Source organism: Cupriavidus sp. MPR-AND1C (assembly GCF_058809705.1).
The window spans coordinates 99,199-117,455 of sequence record NZ_JBXASU010000011.1; the positions used below are offsets into that span (position 1 = coordinate 99,199).

The 18,257-nt window shown below is 65.4% G+C and carries 20 protein-coding genes and 1 pseudogene; 11 read left to right on the plus strand and 10 right to left on the minus strand.

Annotated features, from left to right (window positions below):
- The first annotated feature begins 147 nt into the window (after positions 1 to 147).
- Entirely contained in the window at positions 148 to 1,131 is a 984-nt protein-coding gene (locus AC1RWI_RS09390) for a LysR substrate-binding domain-containing protein (RefSeq protein WP_043354903.1), read from the plus strand.
- Between the two features lie 90 nt (positions 1,132 to 1,221).
- Positions 1,222 to 1,977, plus strand: coding sequence for a sulfite exporter TauE/SafE family protein (locus AC1RWI_RS09395; RefSeq protein ID WP_492865889.1), 756 nt, complete (start codon positions 1,222 to 1,224; stop codon positions 1,975 to 1,977).
- 36 nt (positions 1,978 to 2,013) lie between these two features.
- Here the strand turns inward: AC1RWI_RS09395 and AC1RWI_RS09400 are convergent.
- Positions 2,014 to 2,166: pseudogene (locus tag AC1RWI_RS09400) on the minus strand (ribonuclease R); the annotation flags it as partial.
- A gap of 197 nt (positions 2,167 to 2,363) precedes the next feature.
- Here AC1RWI_RS09400 and AC1RWI_RS09405 point away from each other — a divergent pair.
- A complete protein-coding gene (locus AC1RWI_RS09405; protein ID WP_492865891.1) occupies positions 2,364 to 3,611 on the plus strand; it encodes an AI-2E family transporter in 1,248 nt (415 codons plus the stop codon).
- Between the two features lie 7 nt (positions 3,612 to 3,618).
- Here the strand turns inward: AC1RWI_RS09405 and AC1RWI_RS09410 are convergent, their stop codons facing one another.
- Positions 3,619 to 3,915: a hypothetical protein gene (locus AC1RWI_RS09410; RefSeq protein ID WP_492355182.1), complete on the minus strand. Its 297-nt coding sequence runs from the start codon at positions 3,913 to 3,915 to the stop codon at positions 3,619 to 3,621.
- Positions 3,916 to 4,233: 318 nt separating this feature from the next.
- Here AC1RWI_RS09410 and AC1RWI_RS09415 point away from each other — a divergent pair, with 318 nt between their 5' ends.
- Complete coding sequence (locus tag AC1RWI_RS09415; protein WP_492865893.1) at positions 4,234 to 5,037, plus strand: MetQ/NlpA family ABC transporter substrate-binding protein; 804 nt, start codon at positions 4,234 to 4,236, stop codon at positions 5,035 to 5,037.
- 27 nt (positions 5,038 to 5,064) lie between these two features.
- Here AC1RWI_RS09415 and AC1RWI_RS09420 read toward each other — a convergent pair whose 3' ends face one another.
- Positions 5,065 to 5,658: a 2-hydroxychromene-2-carboxylate isomerase gene (locus AC1RWI_RS09420; RefSeq protein WP_492865895.1), complete on the minus strand. Its 594-nt coding sequence runs from the start codon at positions 5,656 to 5,658 to the stop codon at positions 5,065 to 5,067.
- Between the two features lie 82 nt (positions 5,659 to 5,740).
- Entirely contained in the window at positions 5,741 to 6,469 is a 729-nt protein-coding gene (locus tag AC1RWI_RS09425) for an SDR family oxidoreductase (protein ID WP_318232695.1), read from the minus strand.
- Positions 6,470 to 6,660: 191 nt separating this feature from the next.
- Here AC1RWI_RS09425 and AC1RWI_RS09430 point away from each other — a divergent pair, with 191 nt between their 5' ends.
- Positions 6,661 to 7,041, plus strand: coding sequence for a TetR/AcrR family transcriptional regulator (locus AC1RWI_RS09430; protein WP_043354918.1), 381 nt, complete (start codon positions 6,661 to 6,663; stop codon positions 7,039 to 7,041).
- A gap of 55 nt (positions 7,042 to 7,096) precedes the next feature.
- Positions 7,097 to 7,729, plus strand: a complete 633-nt coding sequence (locus AC1RWI_RS09435) for an MlaC/ttg2D family ABC transporter substrate-binding protein (RefSeq protein WP_043354919.1) — start codon at positions 7,097 to 7,099, stop codon at positions 7,727 to 7,729.
- A gap of 80 nt (positions 7,730 to 7,809) precedes the next feature.
- Here the strand turns inward: AC1RWI_RS09435 and AC1RWI_RS09440 are convergent, their stop codons facing one another.
- Positions 7,810 to 8,595, minus strand: coding sequence for a hypothetical protein (locus AC1RWI_RS09440; protein WP_236702219.1), 786 nt, complete (start codon positions 8,593 to 8,595; stop codon positions 7,810 to 7,812).
- 305 nt (positions 8,596 to 8,900) lie between these two features.
- On the minus strand, positions 8,901 to 9,548 hold the full coding sequence (locus tag AC1RWI_RS09445) for a LysE family translocator (RefSeq protein WP_492865917.1): 648 nt from the start codon (positions 9,546 to 9,548) through the stop codon (positions 8,901 to 8,903).
- A 100-nt stretch (positions 9,549 to 9,648) separates the two neighbouring features.
- Between AC1RWI_RS09445 and AC1RWI_RS09450 the strand changes: the two genes are divergently transcribed.
- Positions 9,649 to 10,497 carry a LysR substrate-binding domain-containing protein gene (locus tag AC1RWI_RS09450; protein ID WP_043354924.1) on the plus strand — a complete coding sequence of 283 codons (849 nt, stop codon included), beginning with the start codon at positions 9,649 to 9,651 and terminating at the stop codon, positions 10,495 to 10,497.
- Positions 10,498 to 10,630: 133 nt separating this feature from the next.
- Here the strand turns inward: AC1RWI_RS09450 and AC1RWI_RS09455 are convergent, their stop codons facing one another.
- Positions 10,631 to 11,023 (minus strand): RT0821/Lpp0805 family surface protein, encoded by a 393-nt coding sequence (locus AC1RWI_RS09455; RefSeq protein ID WP_043354927.1) that lies wholly within the window; start codon positions 11,021 to 11,023, stop codon positions 10,631 to 10,633.
- Between the two features lie 564 nt (positions 11,024 to 11,587).
- Here AC1RWI_RS09455 and AC1RWI_RS09460 point away from each other — a divergent pair.
- The 4 genes from AC1RWI_RS09460 to alaC all read left to right on the plus strand — a co-directional run bounded on the left by AC1RWI_RS09460 (position 11,588) and on the right by alaC (position 15,195).
- A complete protein-coding gene (locus tag AC1RWI_RS09460) occupies positions 11,588 to 12,340 on the plus strand; it encodes a PadR family transcriptional regulator (RefSeq protein WP_043354929.1) in 753 nt (250 codons plus the stop codon).
- A gap of 62 nt (positions 12,341 to 12,402) precedes the next feature.
- The gene (locus AC1RWI_RS09465) at positions 12,403 to 13,221 is read left to right on the plus strand and encodes a siderophore-interacting protein (RefSeq protein ID WP_492865900.1); all 819 of its coding nucleotides are present in this window, start codon (positions 12,403 to 12,405) and stop codon (positions 13,219 to 13,221) included.
- A 127-nt stretch (positions 13,222 to 13,348) separates the two neighbouring features.
- On the plus strand, positions 13,349 to 13,807 hold the full coding sequence (locus AC1RWI_RS09470; protein WP_043354932.1) for a winged helix-turn-helix transcriptional regulator: 459 nt from the start codon (positions 13,349 to 13,351) through the stop codon (positions 13,805 to 13,807).
- Between the two features lie 131 nt (positions 13,808 to 13,938).
- Positions 13,939 to 15,195 (plus strand): alanine transaminase, encoded by a 1,257-nt coding sequence (gene alaC, locus AC1RWI_RS09475; protein WP_043354933.1) that lies wholly within the window; start codon positions 13,939 to 13,941, stop codon positions 15,193 to 15,195.
- Positions 15,196 to 15,255: 60 nt separating this feature from the next.
- On the opposite strand, the gene AC1RWI_RS09480 is transcribed toward alaC, so the two are convergent.
- The 3 genes from AC1RWI_RS09480 to mmsB are packed head-to-tail and all read right to left on the minus strand — an operon-like array spanning position 15,256 to position 18,087.
- Positions 15,256 to 16,410: an enoyl-CoA hydratase/isomerase family protein gene (locus AC1RWI_RS09480; RefSeq protein WP_492865903.1), complete on the minus strand. Its 1,155-nt coding sequence runs from the start codon at positions 16,408 to 16,410 to the stop codon at positions 15,256 to 15,258.
- A 10-nt stretch (positions 16,411 to 16,420) separates the two neighbouring features.
- On the minus strand, positions 16,421 to 17,191 hold the full coding sequence (locus AC1RWI_RS09485) for an enoyl-CoA hydratase (RefSeq protein WP_492865905.1): 771 nt from the start codon (positions 17,189 to 17,191) through the stop codon (positions 16,421 to 16,423).
- On the minus strand, positions 17,188 to 18,087 hold the full coding sequence (mmsB, locus tag AC1RWI_RS09490) for a 3-hydroxyisobutyrate dehydrogenase (RefSeq protein ID WP_492865907.1): 900 nt from the start codon (positions 18,085 to 18,087) through the stop codon (positions 17,188 to 17,190). The genes AC1RWI_RS09485 and mmsB overlap by 4 nt, the downstream gene beginning before the upstream one ends.
- Positions 18,088 to 18,257 lie beyond the last annotated feature (170 nt).

Consider the following 18,257-nt stretch of genomic DNA (forward strand, 5'->3'; position numbering starts at 1 on the left):
TCATTGTTGGCCTGCGCGGATTCGCTGGCAATCCATTTATATTTAGCGAGGCATTAGTTTTATTAATGGCTGGCTGTGGGCCGACATGCGTATCGACGGACACTTATGAGCACCTTGTTATGAGCACCTTGTCATGAGCACCTTGTTATGAGCACCTTGTTATCGTCCTCCTTGCTGAGCTGGCTGCGCTGCTTCGAGGCGTCGGCGCGCCATTGCAACTTCACCCACGCGGCCACGGAACTGTGCGTGACGCAGGGCGCGGTCAGCCAGCAGGTGAAGCAGCTGGAGCAGTGGCTGGACCGGCCCTTGTTCCTGCGCACGCCGCGCGCGCTGGTGCTGACGCCCGAAGGCGAGCGGCTGCGCTTTGTGCTGCGCGAGTCCTTCCAGGCCATCGAAGGCACGCTTACCCAGCTGCGCAAGCCGCGCGAGGCCGGCCCCATTGCGCTGAGCTGCGCACCGTCGTTTGCCATGCGCTGGCTGACGCCGCGGCTGGGCGATTTTTTCCGTGATCACCCCGAGGTGGGCCTGCGCGTCTACGGCGAGTTCCACGCGCTGGACCGCACCCGGATGGTGCGCGATGGCATTGACGCTGCCGTGCGCTTCGACCTGGGTGGCTACGAGGACCTCAAGGCCCGGCTGTTTCTCGACGAATGGCTGCTGCCGGTGGCAAGCCCGGCCTTCCTGGCCGCGCATCCCGAGCTGCGCAGGCCGCAGGATCTGAGGGGTGCCTGGCTGCTGCACGACGTGAGCCCGTGGGACGGTGCGCAAGCATTCGAGGAATGGCGCCACTGGCTGCAGGTGGCGGGGGTGGAGGCGCAGGTGGGCGAACTTGACGCGGGCCAGCGCTTTAACCTGTCGCAGCTGGCCGTGGGTGCGGCGCTGGCCGGGCAGGGCATCGCAATGGGACGCTCGGCGCTGGTGCTGGAAGATATCGAGGCCGGCAGGCTGGTCGACCTGTTCGGCATCCATGCGCGCTCGCAGGCGTCTTACTTCTTCGTCTGCGCGCACGGGCAGACGCCGCCTGTCGCCATGGTGGAGGATTGGCTGGCTGCCGAGGGCGCGCGCTTCGAGGCGGCGCGGGCCAAGGTGCTCGACGTGCAGGCACGCGGCGCGAAGGCCACCGCAAGGTGACAAAGCGCTCAATGCCCGGCATAGTTTGCGGCTTTCGTGCCGCATAGGGCGGCTTTCCGACTTTCCTGCTTTCCGGCGTTCGAGTTACTGATGGAATTTCCTGTCCTGATCCTGGCGCTGGGCGCCGTCGTGGCCGGCTTCGTGCAAGGCTTGTCCGGGTTTGCCTTCGGCATGGTGGCCATGTCCTTCTGGGTCTGGATCGTGGAGCCGCGCCTGGCCGCGACGATGGCGGTGTTCGGTTCGCTGACCGGGCAGGTGGTGGCGGCGGTGACGGTGCGGCGCAGCTTTTCACCTCGGCAGTTGCTGCCCTTCGTGGCCGGCGGCATCCTGGGCATTCCCATCGGCGTGGCGATCCTGCCAGCGCTCAATCCCAGCGTGTTCAAGGCTTGCCTGGGTGGGCTGCTGGTCATCTGGTGTCCGCTGATGCTGATGTCCAGGCAACTACCCCGCATCCGGGCCGGCGGGCGGGTGGCTGATGGCGTGATCGGCGCGGCCGGGGGCATCATGGGCGGAATCGGCGGCTTTACCGGCGTCATCCCCACGCTGTGGTGCACCCTGCGCGGGCTGGCCAAGGACGAGCAGCGCGCCATCATCCAGAGCTTCAACCTGGCCACGCTGGCGGTGACCATGGCGACCTATGTCGGCACCGGCATCGTCACGCGCGACATGCTGCCCATGTTCCTGGTGGTGGGGCCGGCCATGCTGGTGCCCAGCATCCTGGGCGCGCGGCTGTACATCGGCATCAGCGAGATCGCATTTCGCAGGATCGTGCTGAGCCTGTTGACCGCATCCGGCGTGGCGCTGCTGTCTGCCTCGCTGCCGAAGCTGCTGGGGACGTTGCACTGATTGGCCATTGAGACCTGGGCCCGCGTGCGCAGCGGATCAGGTGTGAAAGGTCTCGGTCTCGGTCTCGGTTTCGGTTTCGGTTTCCGCCTGCCGTTGCGCATCGAGGCTGCCGCGCTCGAACTCCGCGATCACCTGCGCTCCGAACAGCAGCAAGGTGGCGGCAATCTCCAGGCTCCGCAACATCCGTATTCTCTCAATGTGGTGCATCGAGCGCCACACGGCAAGCCGTGGTTGTCCTACACAGACTTGCGGCATTCTCCGACAGAAACGCCGGCAGGCAAGACTATGCTTGGATGAAACATGGCGCGCGCCACGCGCACATGCCTGTTGCCTCGCCGGCATTCACGCGACACGCACGCGACCATCACGACAGGAACCGCAACCCCATGGCTGATCTGAAAGCCGGCCCCGCTGCACAAAGCCAGTCGTCTGCCTGCGCGGATGCCGTTGCCGGCGCCGACGAAGGCCGGCAGGCTGCCGCTGCCAGCCAGCCGCCGGCGTCTGACGCCGCAACTGCGGGCGCATCGGCGACCCAGCCTGCCGTGGCCGCAACCCTTCCTGTCGTCCCGTCCAGGCGCGGCGACCTGGCTCTGACCATCCTCGCGGTGCTCGCGTCGCTCTACACGCTGCACCTTGCCAGCGCTTTCGTGATCCCCGTGGTGCTGGCGGTGGTCGTCGCCTACATGCTCGATCCGCTGGTCACCGTGCTGTGCGCACGGCGCATCCCGCGCGTGCTCGGTGCCTCGCTGGTGCTGCTGGCGCTGCTGGCTGGCGTGGTCTGCTGCGCATACTTGTTGCAGGATCAGGTTGCCGGCCTGATCGACCGCTTGCCGGAAGTGGCCACCAAGCTGTCGCGCTCCGTGGGCGCCTTGCTCAGCGGCGACGACTCGATGGTGCAAAAGATCCGGCGGGCGGCCACGGTGCTGGGTGGCACCGGGCAAGGGCCGCCCGTGCGTGGCTCCCGGATCGTGGTGGAGCGCGCCGGGGATTCGCTCAACAATATCCTGCTGGCCGGTTCGGTCGGCGCCTTTGCCGTCGCCGGGCAGGCCGCGGTGGTGTTGTTCCTCGCCTTTTTCATGCTGGTGTCCGGAGACATGTTCAAGCGCAAGTTCATCAAGATGGCGGGTACCACGCTGTCGCAGAAGAAGATCAGCGTGCACATGCTCGACGAGATCAACCGGCAGATCCAGCGTTATATGGTGATGCTGCTGGTCACCAACGCCATGGTGGGCGCGCTGACCTGGTTCCTGCTGAAATGGCTGCAAGTGGATAACGCCGGCACGTGGTCGCTGGCCGCCGCGGCGTTGCACCTGGTGCCTTACTTCGGTGCGGTGCTCATTGCGGTTTGCATCGGGCTTGCCGCCTTCATGCAGTCAGGTGACTTCGCGCTGGCGGCAATGTCGGCAGGCGGCTCGCTGCTGGTCGCCACGCTGATCGGCGCGCTGGTGACCACCTGGATGACGGGGCGCATGGCCAAGATGAACGCCGTCGCGGTGTTCGTCGTGCTGCTGCTCTTCACCTGGCTATGGGGCACCTGGGGCGTGCTGCTGGCGATTCCCATCGCCGTGATCGCCAAGGTGGTGGCGGATCATGTGCAGGGTCTGGAAGTGCTGGCGGAGTTTCTGGGCGAGTGAGGCTGGCTTAATCCGCAGCCACATAGCGCGCCACCAGGGCCGCCACATCGGGCGGGACCGCATCCGCCGCACACGCCCGCAGATGCAGCATCTGTCCCGTCGACAGCGTCATTGCCGCATCCCGCTCGCCAAAACGCAGGGTGCCTTCGGCAAACACGCGCACCTGGCAATCTTCCTGGCTCATCGACACAAACTGCAACGGCAGCACTTTTTGTGGACCATTGCCCGCGGCTATCCATAACCACTGGTATTTGCGCGAGCGCGGCGCGTCGGCAGGCAAGCCGATGCGCTTGATTTCCAGCACTGCGCCCGCGGCCGCGGTGAAGGCAAAGAGAATCTGGTAGGGGGAAGAGGCTGCAGGGGGGGGCGTCATGGCTGGCTGGATATCAGCAGGAAACGGGAGCGTGATTCTACCCGCGGCCGAGCGCGCCAGCGTCGCGCAACCCGCGCATATCGATAGGCGAACACCTTCATTCCCTGCCCATGGGCGCGGCGCTAACATCGCTGCCAAGCGAGCCGGCATCACAAGTGCCGGTCGCGCCTTGATAACAGCGGCCAGCTTGCGCGCCGCCGCGCATCGGCGTGGCGCGCGAAGAGCCGCAACCCTGAGTGTGGAGCCTGCATGCAACGCCGTAGCCTGTTCGAATCCATCGCCCTGGCTGCCGCCATGATCGTGTTGCCCGCCGCGCACGCCGCCGACCAGGTGGTGCGCCTTGGCACCATGAGCGGCCCCGACGCGCAGATCTGGGAGGTCGTGCGGACCGTGGCCAAGCGCAGCGGCCTGGACGTGAAGATCATCGAGTTCAACGACTATGCGCAGCCGAATGCGGCGCTGGATGCCGGGGACCTGGACGCCAACAGCTTCCAGCACCAGCCCTTTCTCGACAGCCAGATCGAGGCGCGGCACTACAAGATCGCCAACGTCGGCCTGACGTACGTGGCGCCAATGGGCTTTTACTCCAAGAAGCTCAAGTCGTTGAAGGCACTGCCGGACGGTGCCAAGGTGGGCATCCAGAACGATCCCTCCAATGGCAACCGCGCGCTGCTGCTGTTGCAGAAAGAAGGCCTGGTCACGCTGCGCGATGGCGCTGGCAAGAACGGCAAGAATGCTACGCCGCTCGATATCAAGGCCAATCCCCGCAAGCTGAAGATCGTGGAACTGGACTCGGCCATCCTGCCGCGCTCGCTCGATGACCTGGCCGTGGCTTCCATCAACACCGACTACGCGGTCAAGGCCGGCCTCAGCCCGGCCAAGGATGCGATTGCCACCGAAGACCTGCGCGGCCCCTATGCCAACCTGATCGCGGTGCGCACGCAAGACAAGGACAAGCCGTGGGTCAAGCCGCTGGTGGCGGCCTACCAGTCGCAGGAGGTGCGCGAGTTCCTGGCCACGCAGTTCAAGGGCGCGATCCTGCCGGCGTTCTGACGGCGCGCTTTCGAGGGATAGCGCCGGCTATGCGGCCAGCGCTTCCTCGACAAACAGCAGGCGGTCATTGCCCCAGAACAATTCGTCGCCGACGAAAAAGCTTGGGGCGCCGAACACGCCGCGCGCTACCGCGGCCTCGGTGGCCTGCTTCAGCGCATCCTTCACCGCCGGGTCATCGATCATCGCCAGCACCCGTCGCGCGTCGAACCCGGCGGCGGTGAGCGCGGCGCCAATCTCGGCTGGGTCGTTCAGGTTACGTTGCTGCTCCCACATGGCGGCGAAGATCGTCTCCACATAGCGGTGGAACGCGGCCTCGTCCTGCAACTGGAAGCCGACCGCGGCGCGCATCAACGCCAGCGTATTGACCGGAAAATGCGGATTCTGCTGGAGGTTGGCACCGTACCGGCGCGACCAGCGCGCGGTGTCGGTCTTTGACCAGCGGCCCTTGGCTGGGATCTCCGCGGGGCTGTGGTTGCCGGTGGCCTTGAACACGCCGCCCAGCAGGATAGGCCGCCATACGATCTGTGCGCCGGTGCGCTGCGCCACGCGCGGCAATTCCTTGTAGGCCAGGTAGGAATACGGGCTGCCGAAGTCGAAATAGAATTCCACTTGCTTGCTCATGCCGTCGTCTCCGCTGGTTGTGGTGTTTTGTTGTTGATGGCTTTCATGTGTTGATGGCTTTCATGGCTTTGGCCCGCAGGGCTTACCACGGCTCGATCCACGGACGGATATCCAGCTCGTGCGTCCACGCGTCGCGCGGCTGCTGGTGCAGCATCCAGTAAGTGTCGGCGATGTGCTCCGGATTGACGATGCCGTCGTCCTGCTTGGTGGCGTAGCGGTCGGGGAAGTTCGAGCGGATGAAATCGGTGTCGATGGCGGCGTCCACCACCAGGTGCGCCACGTGGATGTTCTTCGGCCCAAGCTCTCGTGCCATGCTCTGGGCCAGCGCGCGCAGGGCATGCTTGGCGCCCGCGAAGGCGCTCATGCCATCGCGCCCGCGCAGGCTGGCGGTAGCACCGGTGAAGAAAATCGAGCCGTGCCCGCGAGGCAGCATCACGCGGGCGGCCTCGCGCCCCATCAGGAAGCCGCCGAAGCAGGCCATCTCCCAGACCTTGAAGTACACGCGGGAGGTGGTTTCGAGTACGGAAAACCGCACATTGGCGCCGATATTGAAGATCGCCACCTCCAGCGGCGCGATCTCGCGCTCGATGCGCTCGATCAGCGCCACCGTCTCGTCCTCCTTGCGGGCGTCGCAGGCAAAGCCGTAGGCTTCGCCGCCCTCGGCGCGGATCTGCTCGACCAGCGGCGCGAGCTTGTCGGCACTGCGGCGCGTCACGCAGGCGATATAACCCTCGCGGGCAAAACGGCGCGCAATGGCGCCGCCAGTGGCGTCGCCGGCACCCACCACAAGGATCGCTTTCTTGTTGGACATGGCTTGTCTCTAGTCTTGGAATGATCCGCCGGCGATGGCCGGGCGGGTTTTCTGCGTTCGTGCCCACGCGGACCGCTTCCATCGGAAGTGGATCCGACACAAGATAAACGATCGTTTGGGAAACGAACGTTATGGTATGAATGCGGGGCGCGTCAATCGGCATCTGCCCCAGGACAATCTCAGGCACTGCAATGCGTTATTCCGCAACTCACAAAGCTGCCAACCGCGAGCGGGTGCTGGAGGCCAGCGGCGCGCTGGTCAAGCGCGAGGGCTTTGCATCGACCGGCGTTGACCAGTTGATGGGCGCCGCCGGCCTGACCGGCGGGGCCTTCTACAGCCATTTCGATTCCAAGCAGGCATTGCTGCGCGAAGGGGTTGAGCGCGAACTGCAACGCAGCCGGGAGCTGTTGCTGCCCGACGGGGAGGCAGCCTGGGGCGTCATGTCGCAGTGCGTCGGGGCGCTGATGCTGGCGCGCACGGTGGCCAACCAGGATGTGGCCAGGGAGATATTGAAGGGGGCGCGGACGATGTTGGAGCGTGCTGGCGGTGCTGCGGGTGACTTGCGGGTGTAGCGCAACGCGCTTTGTTTTAACATGCGGGCTGCACATACAGACAGGACCCCCACCGATGAGGAACGTCATCCTGATTCCCGTTGTTTCGGCCTTGCTTGCCTTTGGCAGCACAGCCTGCGCCCAGGTCGATGACAAGTCCAAGCCCCAGGCGCTGATTCAGACCGTGACGCAGCAGTTGCTGCGTGAGGTGCGCGCCCGCGCGGTCGCCCCGGGCGATATCCAGCGCATCACGACGATCGTGAACAAGGACATCCTTCCGTACACCGATCTGAACCGCACCACGCAGCTCGCCATGGGCCGTTACTGGCGCACCGCAACGCCGGCGCAGCAGCAACAAGTGGTGGAGCAGTTCAAGCTGCTGCTGATCCACACTTATGCCGGCGCTATCGCGCAACTCCGCCCGGACCAGCAGATCGAGTATCCGCCGTCGCGCATCGAGCCGGCCGAGACGGACGTGGTGGTGCGCACGGTCGCCACCAATATGAAAAGCGGCCAGCCTGTGCAGATCGACTACCGTCTGCACAAGACGCCGGAAGGCTGGCGCGTGTATGACCTGAACGTGCTGGGGGCCTGGCTGGTGCAGACCTACCGGCAGCAATTCAACGACAAGATTCAGCAAAGCGGGGTGGATGGGCTGATCCAGTCACTGACCGAGCGTAATGAGCGGCTTGTGTCTGGCAGGCAGTAGGGGCGTCCAAGGGGCCATGCGGGCTGTATGCCCTGGATCCGGACCGACTGTCCGGCTGCTTGCGGCAACCGTGCGCCCAGTCAGGGTAAATCGCCGCATGACCCCGGCGATTCGCCGGCCCGGCACCACCGGCCAGAATCCGGGCACACGGCAGCCCTTGCACCGTTGAGCCAGACTTGCTCTTCATGCAGTTGCGACGAGGTTGAAGGGGCGGTGTCGAAGGCAACCTGAAGTGCGTGCGCAACATGGGTATCTTCGATGGGAAGCTCCCAGGTCAGGAATAGCTGGATGCAATCCTGGCCGGGCGGGAAGTCGGCCACATGAAACCCGCTGCTGTGGCGTTGAATCACGCCATGAGGCTGGCAAGTATCGAATATCACAACCGTACCCCGGGACAGGGGGATTCGAAGACCCAACGAGGGGAAATGCAAGTCCTGCCCCCTGTCTTCGCTCAGGAATAGATTGCAAAAGGCCGCACCGCCATACTGCGCGCCGTCATGGTGGTACCTCGCGCCGCGGCAGGCCATGAGGGCTACGTCGCTGCCGGCAAGCACCCCGGGCAGTCCAAGCGCGCACGCCCAATCGGACACCGCCTGCACGCATCGCGCGTAGTCCGGCCAGCGCGCCCGCGCCCGCGCCAAAGGCATTGCCTCGACATCCCCGGGTTCCAGGACCAGGCGGGACGATATCTCCCTTGCCCAATCCGCAAGCAGACGCGCCGGGGGCATGGGAACGTCGACCCTGCCGCATGGCACGATGTCGCTGACGCATCGACTGCGAATGCCGTCGCCGCTCCAGAAGTAGGAAGTGAGAAGGTCTTGTGCTTGATGCTGTTGAGGGCGGTGATTCATCTGTACACGTGTCATGCGGCTGTCTCGATACTGTAGCGGATCGTAGCGCCAAGGTTCGCCCATGGTCCGTCTGTTATCTATTGCATCCACGGGTTGACTCCGCCGTCGGAAGCGGCTAACCAGCGTGCACCTGGCGGAGGTCGCCCGCCAGCCGGATAAATGGCCGGAAACCGCTGTCCAGGAATGCCAAGCTCACCGGCATGCACGCCTGCAGCCGGTCAACACCCGCCGTTCGACAACCTGTACTTTGCCAAAGCGTATTTCCAGCACAAACGCAACGCAGGCGACGGTACGCTGACCGTGGCGGGCAACCGCCAAAGTCAGCCAATTCCCGCTAGCCTTCGGGCGTCGATCATCATGTTCGCGCCCAGCACAAGCAGAACCGCGCCCATGGCCCAGCGCTGGGCCAGCAAGAGTCCCGGCCGGTGCGACAGGAGCTTTGCCATGCTGCCGGCGCAGATCGCCACGGCGCCGTTGACGGTGGCGAACGCGATAATCAATGAGGAACCGAGCACGAGTGATTGCTCTAGGACGTTGCCGTTCCGATAGTTGATGAATTGGGGCAAGACCGACAGGAAGGTCATCGCCAGCTTGGGATTCAACAGGCTGGTGGTCGCGCCCATCGCGAACAACCGCCGGCGGCGTTCGTGCGGCAGGTCGCGGACTTCGAGCGGGGAGCGGCCACCAGGCTTCACGGCCTGCCACGCCAGATAGGACAGATAGGCAGCGCCCACCGCGCCCAGGATGCTGCTGGCGTAGGGCACGCTCAGGAAAAATGCCGTGATGCCAAACGCCGCGCCAAACATATAGAAAAGGTATCCGAGCATGACGCCAGCCAGGGACACGAGCCCGGCCTTGCGTCCTTGCGCAATGGAGCGTGACATCACGTAGACCATGTTCGGGCCAGGCGTCACGGCTAGCATGCCCCCGACCGCTAAAAATCCGTAGATCGATTCCGTACCGTGCATTTTCGGGGTTCCCCAGTGGACATCGACTGCAGTATCCACTTGGTGAATGGCTAAGTAAAACGGGTTAAACTGAAGTTTTTGTTCAGATTTTCTGATTAATATGAAAAAGCTCGATCTGGACGTCATTGAGATGGTGGTGGCGGTGGCCGACACCGGCTCGTTTGCCCGGGGGGCGCAGGCCGTACACCGGTCCGCGTCGGCGGTGAGCATGCAGATCAAGGCGCTTGAGGAGTCGCTTGGCAAGCCGTTGTTTGTGCGGACCACGCGGCACGTGACGATTACCGCCGAGGGAAAGACGCTGCTGGACCATGGCCGTCGCATGCTCGCGATGCGCGAGGAGGCGTGGGCGTCGATCGTGCGCCCGGAAATGAAGGGGCGTGTCACCATCGGCGTGCCTGACGACTACGCCTCTTCGTTGCTGCCGTCGGTCCTCAGGCAGTTCGCGGTGGCGCACCCGCGAGTGGAAATCCGGGTGATCGGCATGCCTAGCAGTGCGCTCGTGCCATTGCTCAAGGACAACACGCTCGACCTGGCCTGCCTGACTAAAGCCAAGGGCATCGCCGGCGAATTCATCCGGTTCGAGCCGATGGTCTGGGTCGGGTCGGCCGTGAGGAAAGTGTGGAACGAGCGCCCGCTGCCCATCGCCGTTTTCGCCCATGGCAGCACGGCGCGCGCCAATGCCATCAGCGCGCTGCAGCGGGAGAACATCAAATACCGCATGTCCTACGAAAGCCCGAGCCTGCTGGGCCTTGTCAGCATGGTCGAAGCGGGGCTTGCGGTGGCCCCCCTGGCGAGATGCAGCGTACCCGGGCATCTTGTTCAGCTATCCCAGGGCGACGGCTTGCCGCCACTGGCTGAACTCGAAATCGTCCTCGCCCGCAGTTCGCGCTCAGCGCGGCCGCCCTGTGATTATCTGGCTGAACAGATTCTGGTTGAGTTGAGAACCTGAGGAGAACCCGAGGGAGCCGCATGGTGAGGCGTCCACCGATGAACGCAGAGGTGGTGTGGCGTTCGCCGATGGAGTAGCGCTGCAGCGGGCTGGCATAGAGGTGGCTGCCGGGTGGCGTGTACAGGGTGATGGCTCAATCGTCCGCCACCTTGCGCGAGCGCCAGCGGCCGTCACTTTGCTTGCAGAACCAGCCAGTCCAGTTGTCTTCCTGGTCCGCCCGTCTGAGCTGCATCTTCAATTGCCGGCAGGACTGGCCCTTGTCGGTCTTGCTGCGCAGTGGCGTCAATTGACCTTCGATCGGTTTGCGCTTGCCTTGCGCGGGGGAGGTCCAGGGCGCCATGGTGCCGTCGGTGCCGTCATTCAGCACCTTGCCCACGCTCTGGGCGAGCGAAGCCGATTCCTTCTGGCTCATGTTGCCGATGACGGTGCCGTGGATGAAGGTGTCGAGGTAGGCGAACGCGGGTGCCGCCGGGGCGAGCAGGGCGGCGCAGAGTAGCGTGGTGCGGAGCAACGGGTGCCGGGTCATGGCGGGGTCCTTGGCGGAATGTCGAAAACGGCTGAGGCAAGGCATGGCAGCAGGCAACAATGTGCTTGAAACAATGCATGTCGACGCCTGCGCCGGAAGGTCTGGCCTGCCACCTTGCTGCCAACTTAGTCCACGCCGGTGTCAAAAGGCAATGCAGACCGTTTGCGCCGAGGCTTAAGGAAAATGAGCCCGGCTGATGGAGGCTGGACGGACTGCCCGACCTTAGCGAAGCAGTGGCGCGAACTGAAGTGAAAGTTCTCGGCGTGTGAATTAAGTCTTGTGGCGAACGCGACATCCGGAATCGGTGTGTCAGGCGGCACTTTGAGCAGATGTCACTTTCTACCGAGTCTGATATGACATCTTTCAACAGGCATGCCGCGTGGCCGCGGGATTTTTCTTGTGGCGCGAGGCTAGCGGTAAAGCCGCCCATGTGCCGGAGCTGGGCCGCCCTCAGCGCGGCGCCGGTTGTCTACTGCCCCGGTCCCGCCAGTCAATATCGCCTTGACATCCTTACGTACGATATATATCGTAAGATATGTTTTTCGATATGTAGGAGTCGTGCCAATGCGTCACCATCCTCTTCTGGGCAGGCTTACCCATCACATGCTTGCCCATCTGTCTTCTCATTTTTCCTTTCATGCCTCGCATTCCTCGCACCACGGCGAGCGCCATGGCCGCCATGCGATTGGCCGCCACCACCACGGCGGCGGCCCCGGCGGCTTCTTTGGCGGCGGTGGCGATGGTTTCGACGGCGACGGCGATAGCTGGCGGCGCGGCCGCAAGTTCAGCTCGGACGATCTTCAACTCATGCTGCTGTCCTTGCTGGAAGAAAAGCCCAGCCATGGCTACGAGCTGATCAAGGCGCTGGAGGCCCGCACCAACGGCTTCTACAAGCCCAGCCCGGGCATGGTCTATCCGGCCCTGACCTTCCTCGAAGAACTCGGCTACGCCACGGTGGACACCGAGGGCAACAAAAAACGCTATCAGCTGGCGGGGCCGGGCCTGGCCCATCTCGACGCCAACCGCGAGCGGCTGGCCCTGATGCTCAACAAGCTCAAGCACGTGGCGCGCAAGATGGAGTGGGTGCGGCGCGCGCTGTCGGGTGAAGCCGCCGAGCCGGGTGCGGCGGGCGTAGCCGCCGACGAGCGTGAAGCCGCGGGCGGCTGGCTGCCCGAGTTCGTCGAGGCGCGCGTGGCGCTCAAGCGGGCGCTGCTGCTGCGCACCGATGCCACGCCGGACGAGCAGCGTCGCATCGCCGCCATCCTGGCGCGGGCAACCGCCGAGATCAACGCCGGCCCGGGCGGCCAGGGTGCCTAGTGCTGACCCGCATCCCGACACTCCACATGCCGTATTCCTCATTCCCGTCAACCAGGAAATCCATGACTACTCGCGACCTGATCGTGCAACGCGTTCGCCATGAACTCAAGATGCGCTTGCTGCAAGTGGTGCGTACCCAGGCGGTGTCGCCGCAACTGCTGCGCGTGACGCTGGCTGGCGAAGACCTGAAGGGCTTTGTCTCCGCGTCTTTCGACGACCACATCAAGGTGTTCTTCCCCGCGCCGGGGCAAAGCAAGCCCGCGCTGCCGGAGCCTGGTCCCAATGGCCCCGTGTTTGCCGAAGGCCAGCCGAAGCCCGCCGCGCGCGACTACACGCCGCGCCGCTACGATGCCGCCGCCGGTGAGCTCGATATCGAGTTCGTGCTGCATGGCGACGGCCCCGCCTCCACCTGGGCCGCGCAGGCCGCACCCGGCCAGTATCTGGGCGTGGGCGGCCCGCGTGGGTCGTTCGTGATTCCCGAGGGCTTCGACTGGCACCTGCTGGTGGGCGACGAAACCGCGCTGCCTGCCATCGGACGGCGCCTCGAGGAGTTGCCGTCCGGCGTGCGCGCGCTGGTGGTGCTGGCGGTGGACAACGCCGCCGCCGAAATCCCGCTGCCCAGCCGCGCCGACGTGGAGATCCACTGGCAGCACCGTGACAGCGCACCGGCAGAGAGCGCCGCCGGGCTGCTGGAACAAGCCTTACGCGAGGTTACGTTGCCGCGCGGCGAAGGCTATGTCTGGGCGGCTGGCGAGGCCGCGTCGATTCGCGCCGTGCGTCAGTACCTGGTGGGCGAGCGCGGCATCGAGAAGGGCCGCATCCGCGCGGCCAGCTACTGGAAGGCCGGTGCCGCCGCCGTGCACGAGAACATCGACGACTGAGCGGCGCATGCCGGGGGGCAGTGCATGCCTTGAAGGCCGGATCAACTGGTTTTACAATGCAACCGCCTCGCCATTGGCGCCGCATTCCGCGGCGCACCGTATCTGGCGAGTGAAACGGAGTTGCACTATGGTCCGGCGAACCAGCCTGGAAGGCGCTGCATGTCCCGTGGCCCGCTCGCTCGATGTGATCGGCGACTGGTGGTCGCTGCTGATCGTGCGCGATGCCTTCGATGGCTTGCGGCGCTTTGGCGAGTTCCAGCGCAGCCTTGGCCTGGCGAAGAACATCCTTGCCGGCCGGCTGCGCACGCTGCTGGCGCACGGCATTCTGGAGCAGGTGCCGGCCTCCGACGGCAGCGCCTACCAGGAGTACGTGCTGACGCCGAAAGGGCGCGCGCTGTTCCCGGTGGTGGTGGGCTTGCGGCAGTGGGGCGAAGCGTTCTTCTATGTCCCCGGCGAGCCGCATTCGGTGCTGGTGGACAGCAAGGCTGGCAAGCCCGTGCGCCCGCTCGAGGTGCGCGCCGAGGATGGCCGGTTGCTCGGGCCCGACGATGCGGTGGTGCGCAAGGCCGGCGTGCCCGGTGCGTAGCGGTGCCGCGCCCGGCTTGCAAAAGCCGTAGACGCGGCCGGTATTCGCCGCTAAGATCTTTCCGGTCAGCCGCACCAACGGCTGGCAGCGTCGCTCGGACGGTTCCGGGCGCTTACGTTCAAGGAAAATCCATGTCAGCCTCCGCAGGCAAGCGCCGCTTCGCGCGTATCGATCGTCTTCCCCCGTACGTCTTCAATATCACCGCCGAGCTGAAAATGGCGGCGCGCCGCCGTGGCGAAGACATCATCGACATGAGCATGGGCAACCCGGACGGCGCCACGCCGGCGCATATCGTTGCCAAGCTGACCGAAGCCGCGCAGCGCCCCGATACCCACGGTTACTCCGCCTCCAAGGGCATCCCCCGACTGCGCCGCGCTATCTCGCACTGGTATCGCGAGCGTTACGACGTCGAGATCGATCCGGACACCGAGGCCATTGTCACCATCGGCTCCAAGGAAGGGCTGGCCCACCTGATGCTGGCCACGCTCGATCGCGGCGACACCGTGCTGGTGCCCGACCCGAGCTATCCCATCCATATCTATGGCGCGGTGATTGCCGGGGCCGATATCCGCTCCGTGCCGCTGGTGCCGGGCGTGGACTTCTTCGCCGAGATGGAGCGCGCCATTCGCGGCAGCTATCCCAAGCCGAAGATGATCGTGCTGGGCTTTCCGTCGAATCCCACCGCGCAATGCGTTGAGCTGGATTTCTTCGAGCGCGTGATCGCGCTGGCGCGCAAGCACGATATCTTCGTGGTGCACGACCTGGCCTACGCCGACATCGTGTTCGATGGCTGGAAGGCGCCTTCGATCATGCAGGTGGAAGGGGCGAAAGACATCGCCGTGGAGTTCTTCACGCTGTCCAAGAGCTACAACATGGCGGGCTGGCGCATCGGCTTCATGGTGGGCAACCCGGATCTGGTGGCCGCGCTCACGCGCATGAAGAGCTATCACGATTACGGCACGTTTACCCCGCTGCAGGTGGCCGCCATTGCCGCGCTGGAAGGCGACCAGCAATGCGTGAAGGAGATTGCCGCGCACTACCAGACGCGCCGCGACGTGCTGGCGCGCGGGCTGATCGAATCCGGCTGGCCGGTGGAGATTCCCAAGGCGTCGATGTATATCTGGGCGCGCATCCCCGAGCCGTATCGCGCGCTGGGCTCGCTGGAGTTCTCCAAGCAACTGCTGGCCAAGGCCAAAGTCTGCGTCTCGCCCGGCATCGGCTTTGGCGACTATGGCGACGAGTACGTGCGCTTCGCGCTGATCGAGAACGAGGCGCGCATCCGCCAGGCGGTGCGCGGCATCAAGGCGATGTTCCGCGCGGACGGGCTGGTGAAGGTGCCGGTGGACGAGCACCAGCCGAGCGGCCACGCGCCGAAGCCCAAGGACTGAGTGCGTGGTTTTACTCGCATGCACGTGACCACACGCCGGCACCATGCCGGCGTGCGACCATCAGGCATGCCCTGATCGGCCAAGCATGGCCAGCGGGTGGGGCTCACGCGGCCATGCGCTGTCGAAGAACGACTGCACCACGGCCTCGCTGACCTCGCTCGCATCCTTCACGCGCCAGCGCGGCGCATTGTCCTTGTCGACGATCAGCGCGCGCACCCCCTCGATGAAATCGCCCTGCGAGAACGCGTGCGACACCACGCCGAGCTCCATGCGGAAGCAATCGGCAAGATCCAGGTCGCGGCCGCGCAGCAGCAATTCCCGCGTGACCGCCATCATCAGCGGCGACCGCCCGCGCAGGATATCGAGCGTGCGCGCGGCCCAGTCGGCGTAGGCCGGGTCGGATTCCGCGGCCAGGCTGTCGAGCAGGCCAGCCACGCTGGCGTCTGCCCGAAAATGCCGCAGCACGGCAGGCAGCACCGACTGCAGCGGCGCCGCCTGCTCGCCGGCGTCAGGCGTTGCCTGCAGCGCGGCGCGCAGGTCCGCCAGCACGTCGCCTGTCCGGTTGATGGCTGCCAGCGTCTGCTCGAAGTGCTCCAGGCTTGCGGCAGGCACGGCGATGTCGGCCAGCTTGCACAGCAGCGTATCGGCAGCGCCAAGCGTCACGCCCGTCAGCCCGACATAGAGCGCCAGGGCCAGCGGGAGCTTCGACAAGAAATGGCTCGCACCCACATCGGGCACCAGGCCGATGCCGGTCTCCGGCATGGCCACGCGCGAGCGCTCGGTGACCACGCGCAGGTGCGCGGCCTGCGCCAGGCCCATGCCGCCGCCCATGACAATGCCGTCCATCAGCGCCACGACCGGCTTGGGGTAGCAGTGCAGGCGATAGTCGAGCTGGTACTCGTCCACGAAAAACTGGCGATGCAGCGCCGTACCCGCGTGGAAGCTGTCGTATAGCGCGCGGATGTCGCCGCCGGCGCAGAACGCCTTGGGGCCCGCGCCGCGCAGCACCACCGCGGCGATGTCGTCGCGCGCGGCCCAGGCGGCAAGCTGCGCATCGAGCAGGCCGATCATCGGGTAGGACAAGGCGTTCAGCTGGCGCGGCCGGTTGAGCGTGATCAGGCCGATGCCGTTGATCTCGTCGAAGCGCACCTCGTCGTCCGCGCTTGGCGCGGCTGCGGGGCGTTCCTGGGCGGCATCGTTCGGGTTCAGGCGCATGGCGTGGCTCCTAGGCATTGCGCCATTGCGGCGCACGTTTTTGCAGGAAGGCGTTGACGCCTTCGCGCTGGTCCTCGCCGTCGAACAGATCGACAAAGCGCTCGCGCTCCAGCGCCAGCGCCGGGCCGCGCGGCACGCCCTGGCGCGCCAGGTGCACCAGCTGCTTGCTGTAGGCCGCCGCGCGCGGGCTCACATTGCTGGCGCGCTCGGCCAGGCGCAGCGCCGCGTCCAGCGCCTGGCCCGTGGGCACCATCTCTTCCACCAACCCGATGCGCAGCGCGGTGGCGGCATCGATGCGCTCGTTGGCCAGGATCATGCGCTTGGCCCAGCCCTCGCCCACCAGCCAGGGCAGGGTTTGCGTGCCGCAGCCACACGGCAGCAGGCCGACGCCGGCCTCCGGCAGCGCCATCTGGGCCTGTTCCTCGGCAATGCGCACGTCGCAGGCCAGCGCGCATTCCAGCCCGCCGCCCATGGCATAGCCGTTGATCGCCGCGATCACCAGGGGGCGTGCGTTTTGCAGCGCCTCGAAGGCGGCACCGAAGCGTTGCGCCATCAGCCGCGCATGAGCGCGATCGCCGTCGGCAAAACCATTGAGGTCGGCGCCGGCGCTGAAGAAGCGGCTGCCGTCGCCGGTGATCACGATGGCGCGCACGCGCGTGTCCGCATTCAGCGCGGCCACGAGTTGCTGCAACTGTGCCAGCCCCTCGGCGTTGAACGCATTGGCGGGCGGGCGCTTGAGGGTGAGGCGGGCGATATGCCCGTCGATGACGTGCTCGATCATGCTTTCGGCTCCTCTTTTGCCTGGTATTGGCGGATCACGCCCGAGAAGTCGAGCTGTCCGTCGCCGGCCTGGCTCACCGCCTGGTAGATCTGCTGGGCCAGTGCCCCGAGGAACAGCGGTTGCCGCACGCTGCGGGCAGCATCCGTGGCCAGGCCCAGGTCCTTGAGCATCAGGTCCGCGCCAAAGCCGCCGCTATAGCCGCGCGAGGCCGGCGCGGTCTCGATCACGCCCGGGTAGGGGTTGCAGGTGTCGGCGGCCCAGCAACGGCCGGTGGAGGTGTTGACGATCCCGGCCAGCACGCCGGCGTCGATGCCTAGCTTGACCCCGAGCGCCATGGCTTCGGACACGCCGATCATGGAGATGCCGAGGATCAGGTTGTTGCAGATCTTGGCGACCTGTCCGGTGCCGGTGTCGCCGCAATGGACGATGTTGCGGCCCATGCAGGACAGCACGGGTTTCAGTTGTTCGAACAGGGTCGGTTCGGCGCCGACCATGAACGTCAGCGTACCGGCCTGCGCGCCGCCGGTGCCGCCGGAGACAGGGGCGTCGGCAATCGGGTTGCCTTGCCGTTTGGCCTCGGCGGCCAGTGCGCGGATGGTGGCCGGGTCGATGGTGCTGGAGTCCACTAGCGGTACGCCGGGCCGTACGCCGGCAAGGACGCCTTCCGGGCCGAGGTAGGTGGCGCGGACGTGAGTGGCGGCCGGCAGCATGGTGATGACGAAGTCGGCTTCGGCGGCGGCCTTGCGGGCGGAGGGGGCTACGGCTGCGCCGTCGGCTTGCAGGGCTGACAGGGCGGTGGGGTTGAGGTCGAAAACGGTCAGGGCGTGGCCTGCCTTGAGCAGGTTGCGGGCCATGGGGGCACCCATGTTGCCTAGGCCGATGAAGGCTATGTGCATGTTGGCTCCTTGCTCTTGGTGTTTGGTGTTTTGTGTTTTGTGTTTTGTGGTTGTGGTTGTGGCGACTGCAACTGCTTAACTTCAACGTCAAAAGCTTAAAGTCAACTGCAGTTTCACCACCCCTGCGGGGCGGCGACCTACTTTCTTGTCTTGCCAAGAAAGTAGGCAAA

Coding starts and splice junctions, on each gene's coding strand:
- AC1RWI_RS09465 (WP_492865900.1), top strand. CDS start 12,403: ATGACTACTCGCGACCTGATCGTGCAACGCGTTCGCCATGAACTCAAG.
- AC1RWI_RS09485 (WP_492865905.1), bottom strand. CDS start 17,191: ATGATCGAGCACGTCATCGACGGGCATATCGCCCGCCTCACCCTCAAG.
- AC1RWI_RS09395 (WP_492865889.1), top strand. CDS start 1,222: ATGGAATTTCCTGTCCTGATCCTGGCGCTGGGCGCCGTCGTGGCCGGC.
- AC1RWI_RS09450 (WP_043354924.1), top strand. CDS start 9,649: ATGAAAAAGCTCGATCTGGACGTCATTGAGATGGTGGTGGCGGTGGCC.
- AC1RWI_RS09480 (WP_492865903.1), bottom strand. CDS start 16,410: ATGCGCCTGAACCCGAACGATGCCGCCCAGGAACGCCCCGCAGCCGCG.
- AC1RWI_RS09415 (WP_492865893.1), top strand. CDS start 4,234: ATGCAACGCCGTAGCCTGTTCGAATCCATCGCCCTGGCTGCCGCCATG.
- mmsB (WP_492865907.1), bottom strand. CDS start 18,087: ATGCACATAGCCTTCATCGGCCTAGGCAACATGGGTGCCCCCATGGCC.
- AC1RWI_RS09430 (WP_043354918.1), top strand. CDS start 6,661: ATGCGTTATTCCGCAACTCACAAAGCTGCCAACCGCGAGCGGGTGCTG.
- alaC (WP_043354933.1), top strand. CDS start 13,939: ATGTCAGCCTCCGCAGGCAAGCGCCGCTTCGCGCGTATCGATCGTCTT.
- AC1RWI_RS09460 (WP_043354929.1), top strand. CDS start 11,588: ATGCGTCACCATCCTCTTCTGGGCAGGCTTACCCATCACATGCTTGCC.
- AC1RWI_RS09435 (WP_043354919.1), top strand. CDS start 7,097: ATGAGGAACGTCATCCTGATTCCCGTTGTTTCGGCCTTGCTTGCCTTT.
- AC1RWI_RS09455 (WP_043354927.1), bottom strand. CDS start 11,023: ATGACCCGGCACCCGTTGCTCCGCACCACGCTACTCTGCGCCGCCCTG.
- AC1RWI_RS09425 (WP_318232695.1), bottom strand. CDS start 6,469: ATGTCCAACAAGAAAGCGATCCTTGTGGTGGGTGCCGGCGACGCCACT.
- AC1RWI_RS09420 (WP_492865895.1), bottom strand. CDS start 5,658: ATGAGCAAGCAAGTGGAATTCTATTTCGACTTCGGCAGCCCGTATTCC.
- AC1RWI_RS09445 (WP_492865917.1), bottom strand. CDS start 9,548: ATGCACGGTACGGAATCGATCTACGGATTTTTAGCGGTCGGGGGCATG.
- AC1RWI_RS09405 (WP_492865891.1), top strand. CDS start 2,364: ATGGCTGATCTGAAAGCCGGCCCCGCTGCACAAAGCCAGTCGTCTGCC.
- AC1RWI_RS09390 (WP_043354903.1), top strand. CDS start 148: ATGAGCACCTTGTTATCGTCCTCCTTGCTGAGCTGGCTGCGCTGCTTC.
- AC1RWI_RS09470 (WP_043354932.1), top strand. CDS start 13,349: ATGGTCCGGCGAACCAGCCTGGAAGGCGCTGCATGTCCCGTGGCCCGC.
- AC1RWI_RS09440 (WP_236702219.1), bottom strand. CDS start 8,595: ATGACACGTGTACAGATGAATCACCGCCCTCAACAGCATCAAGCACAA.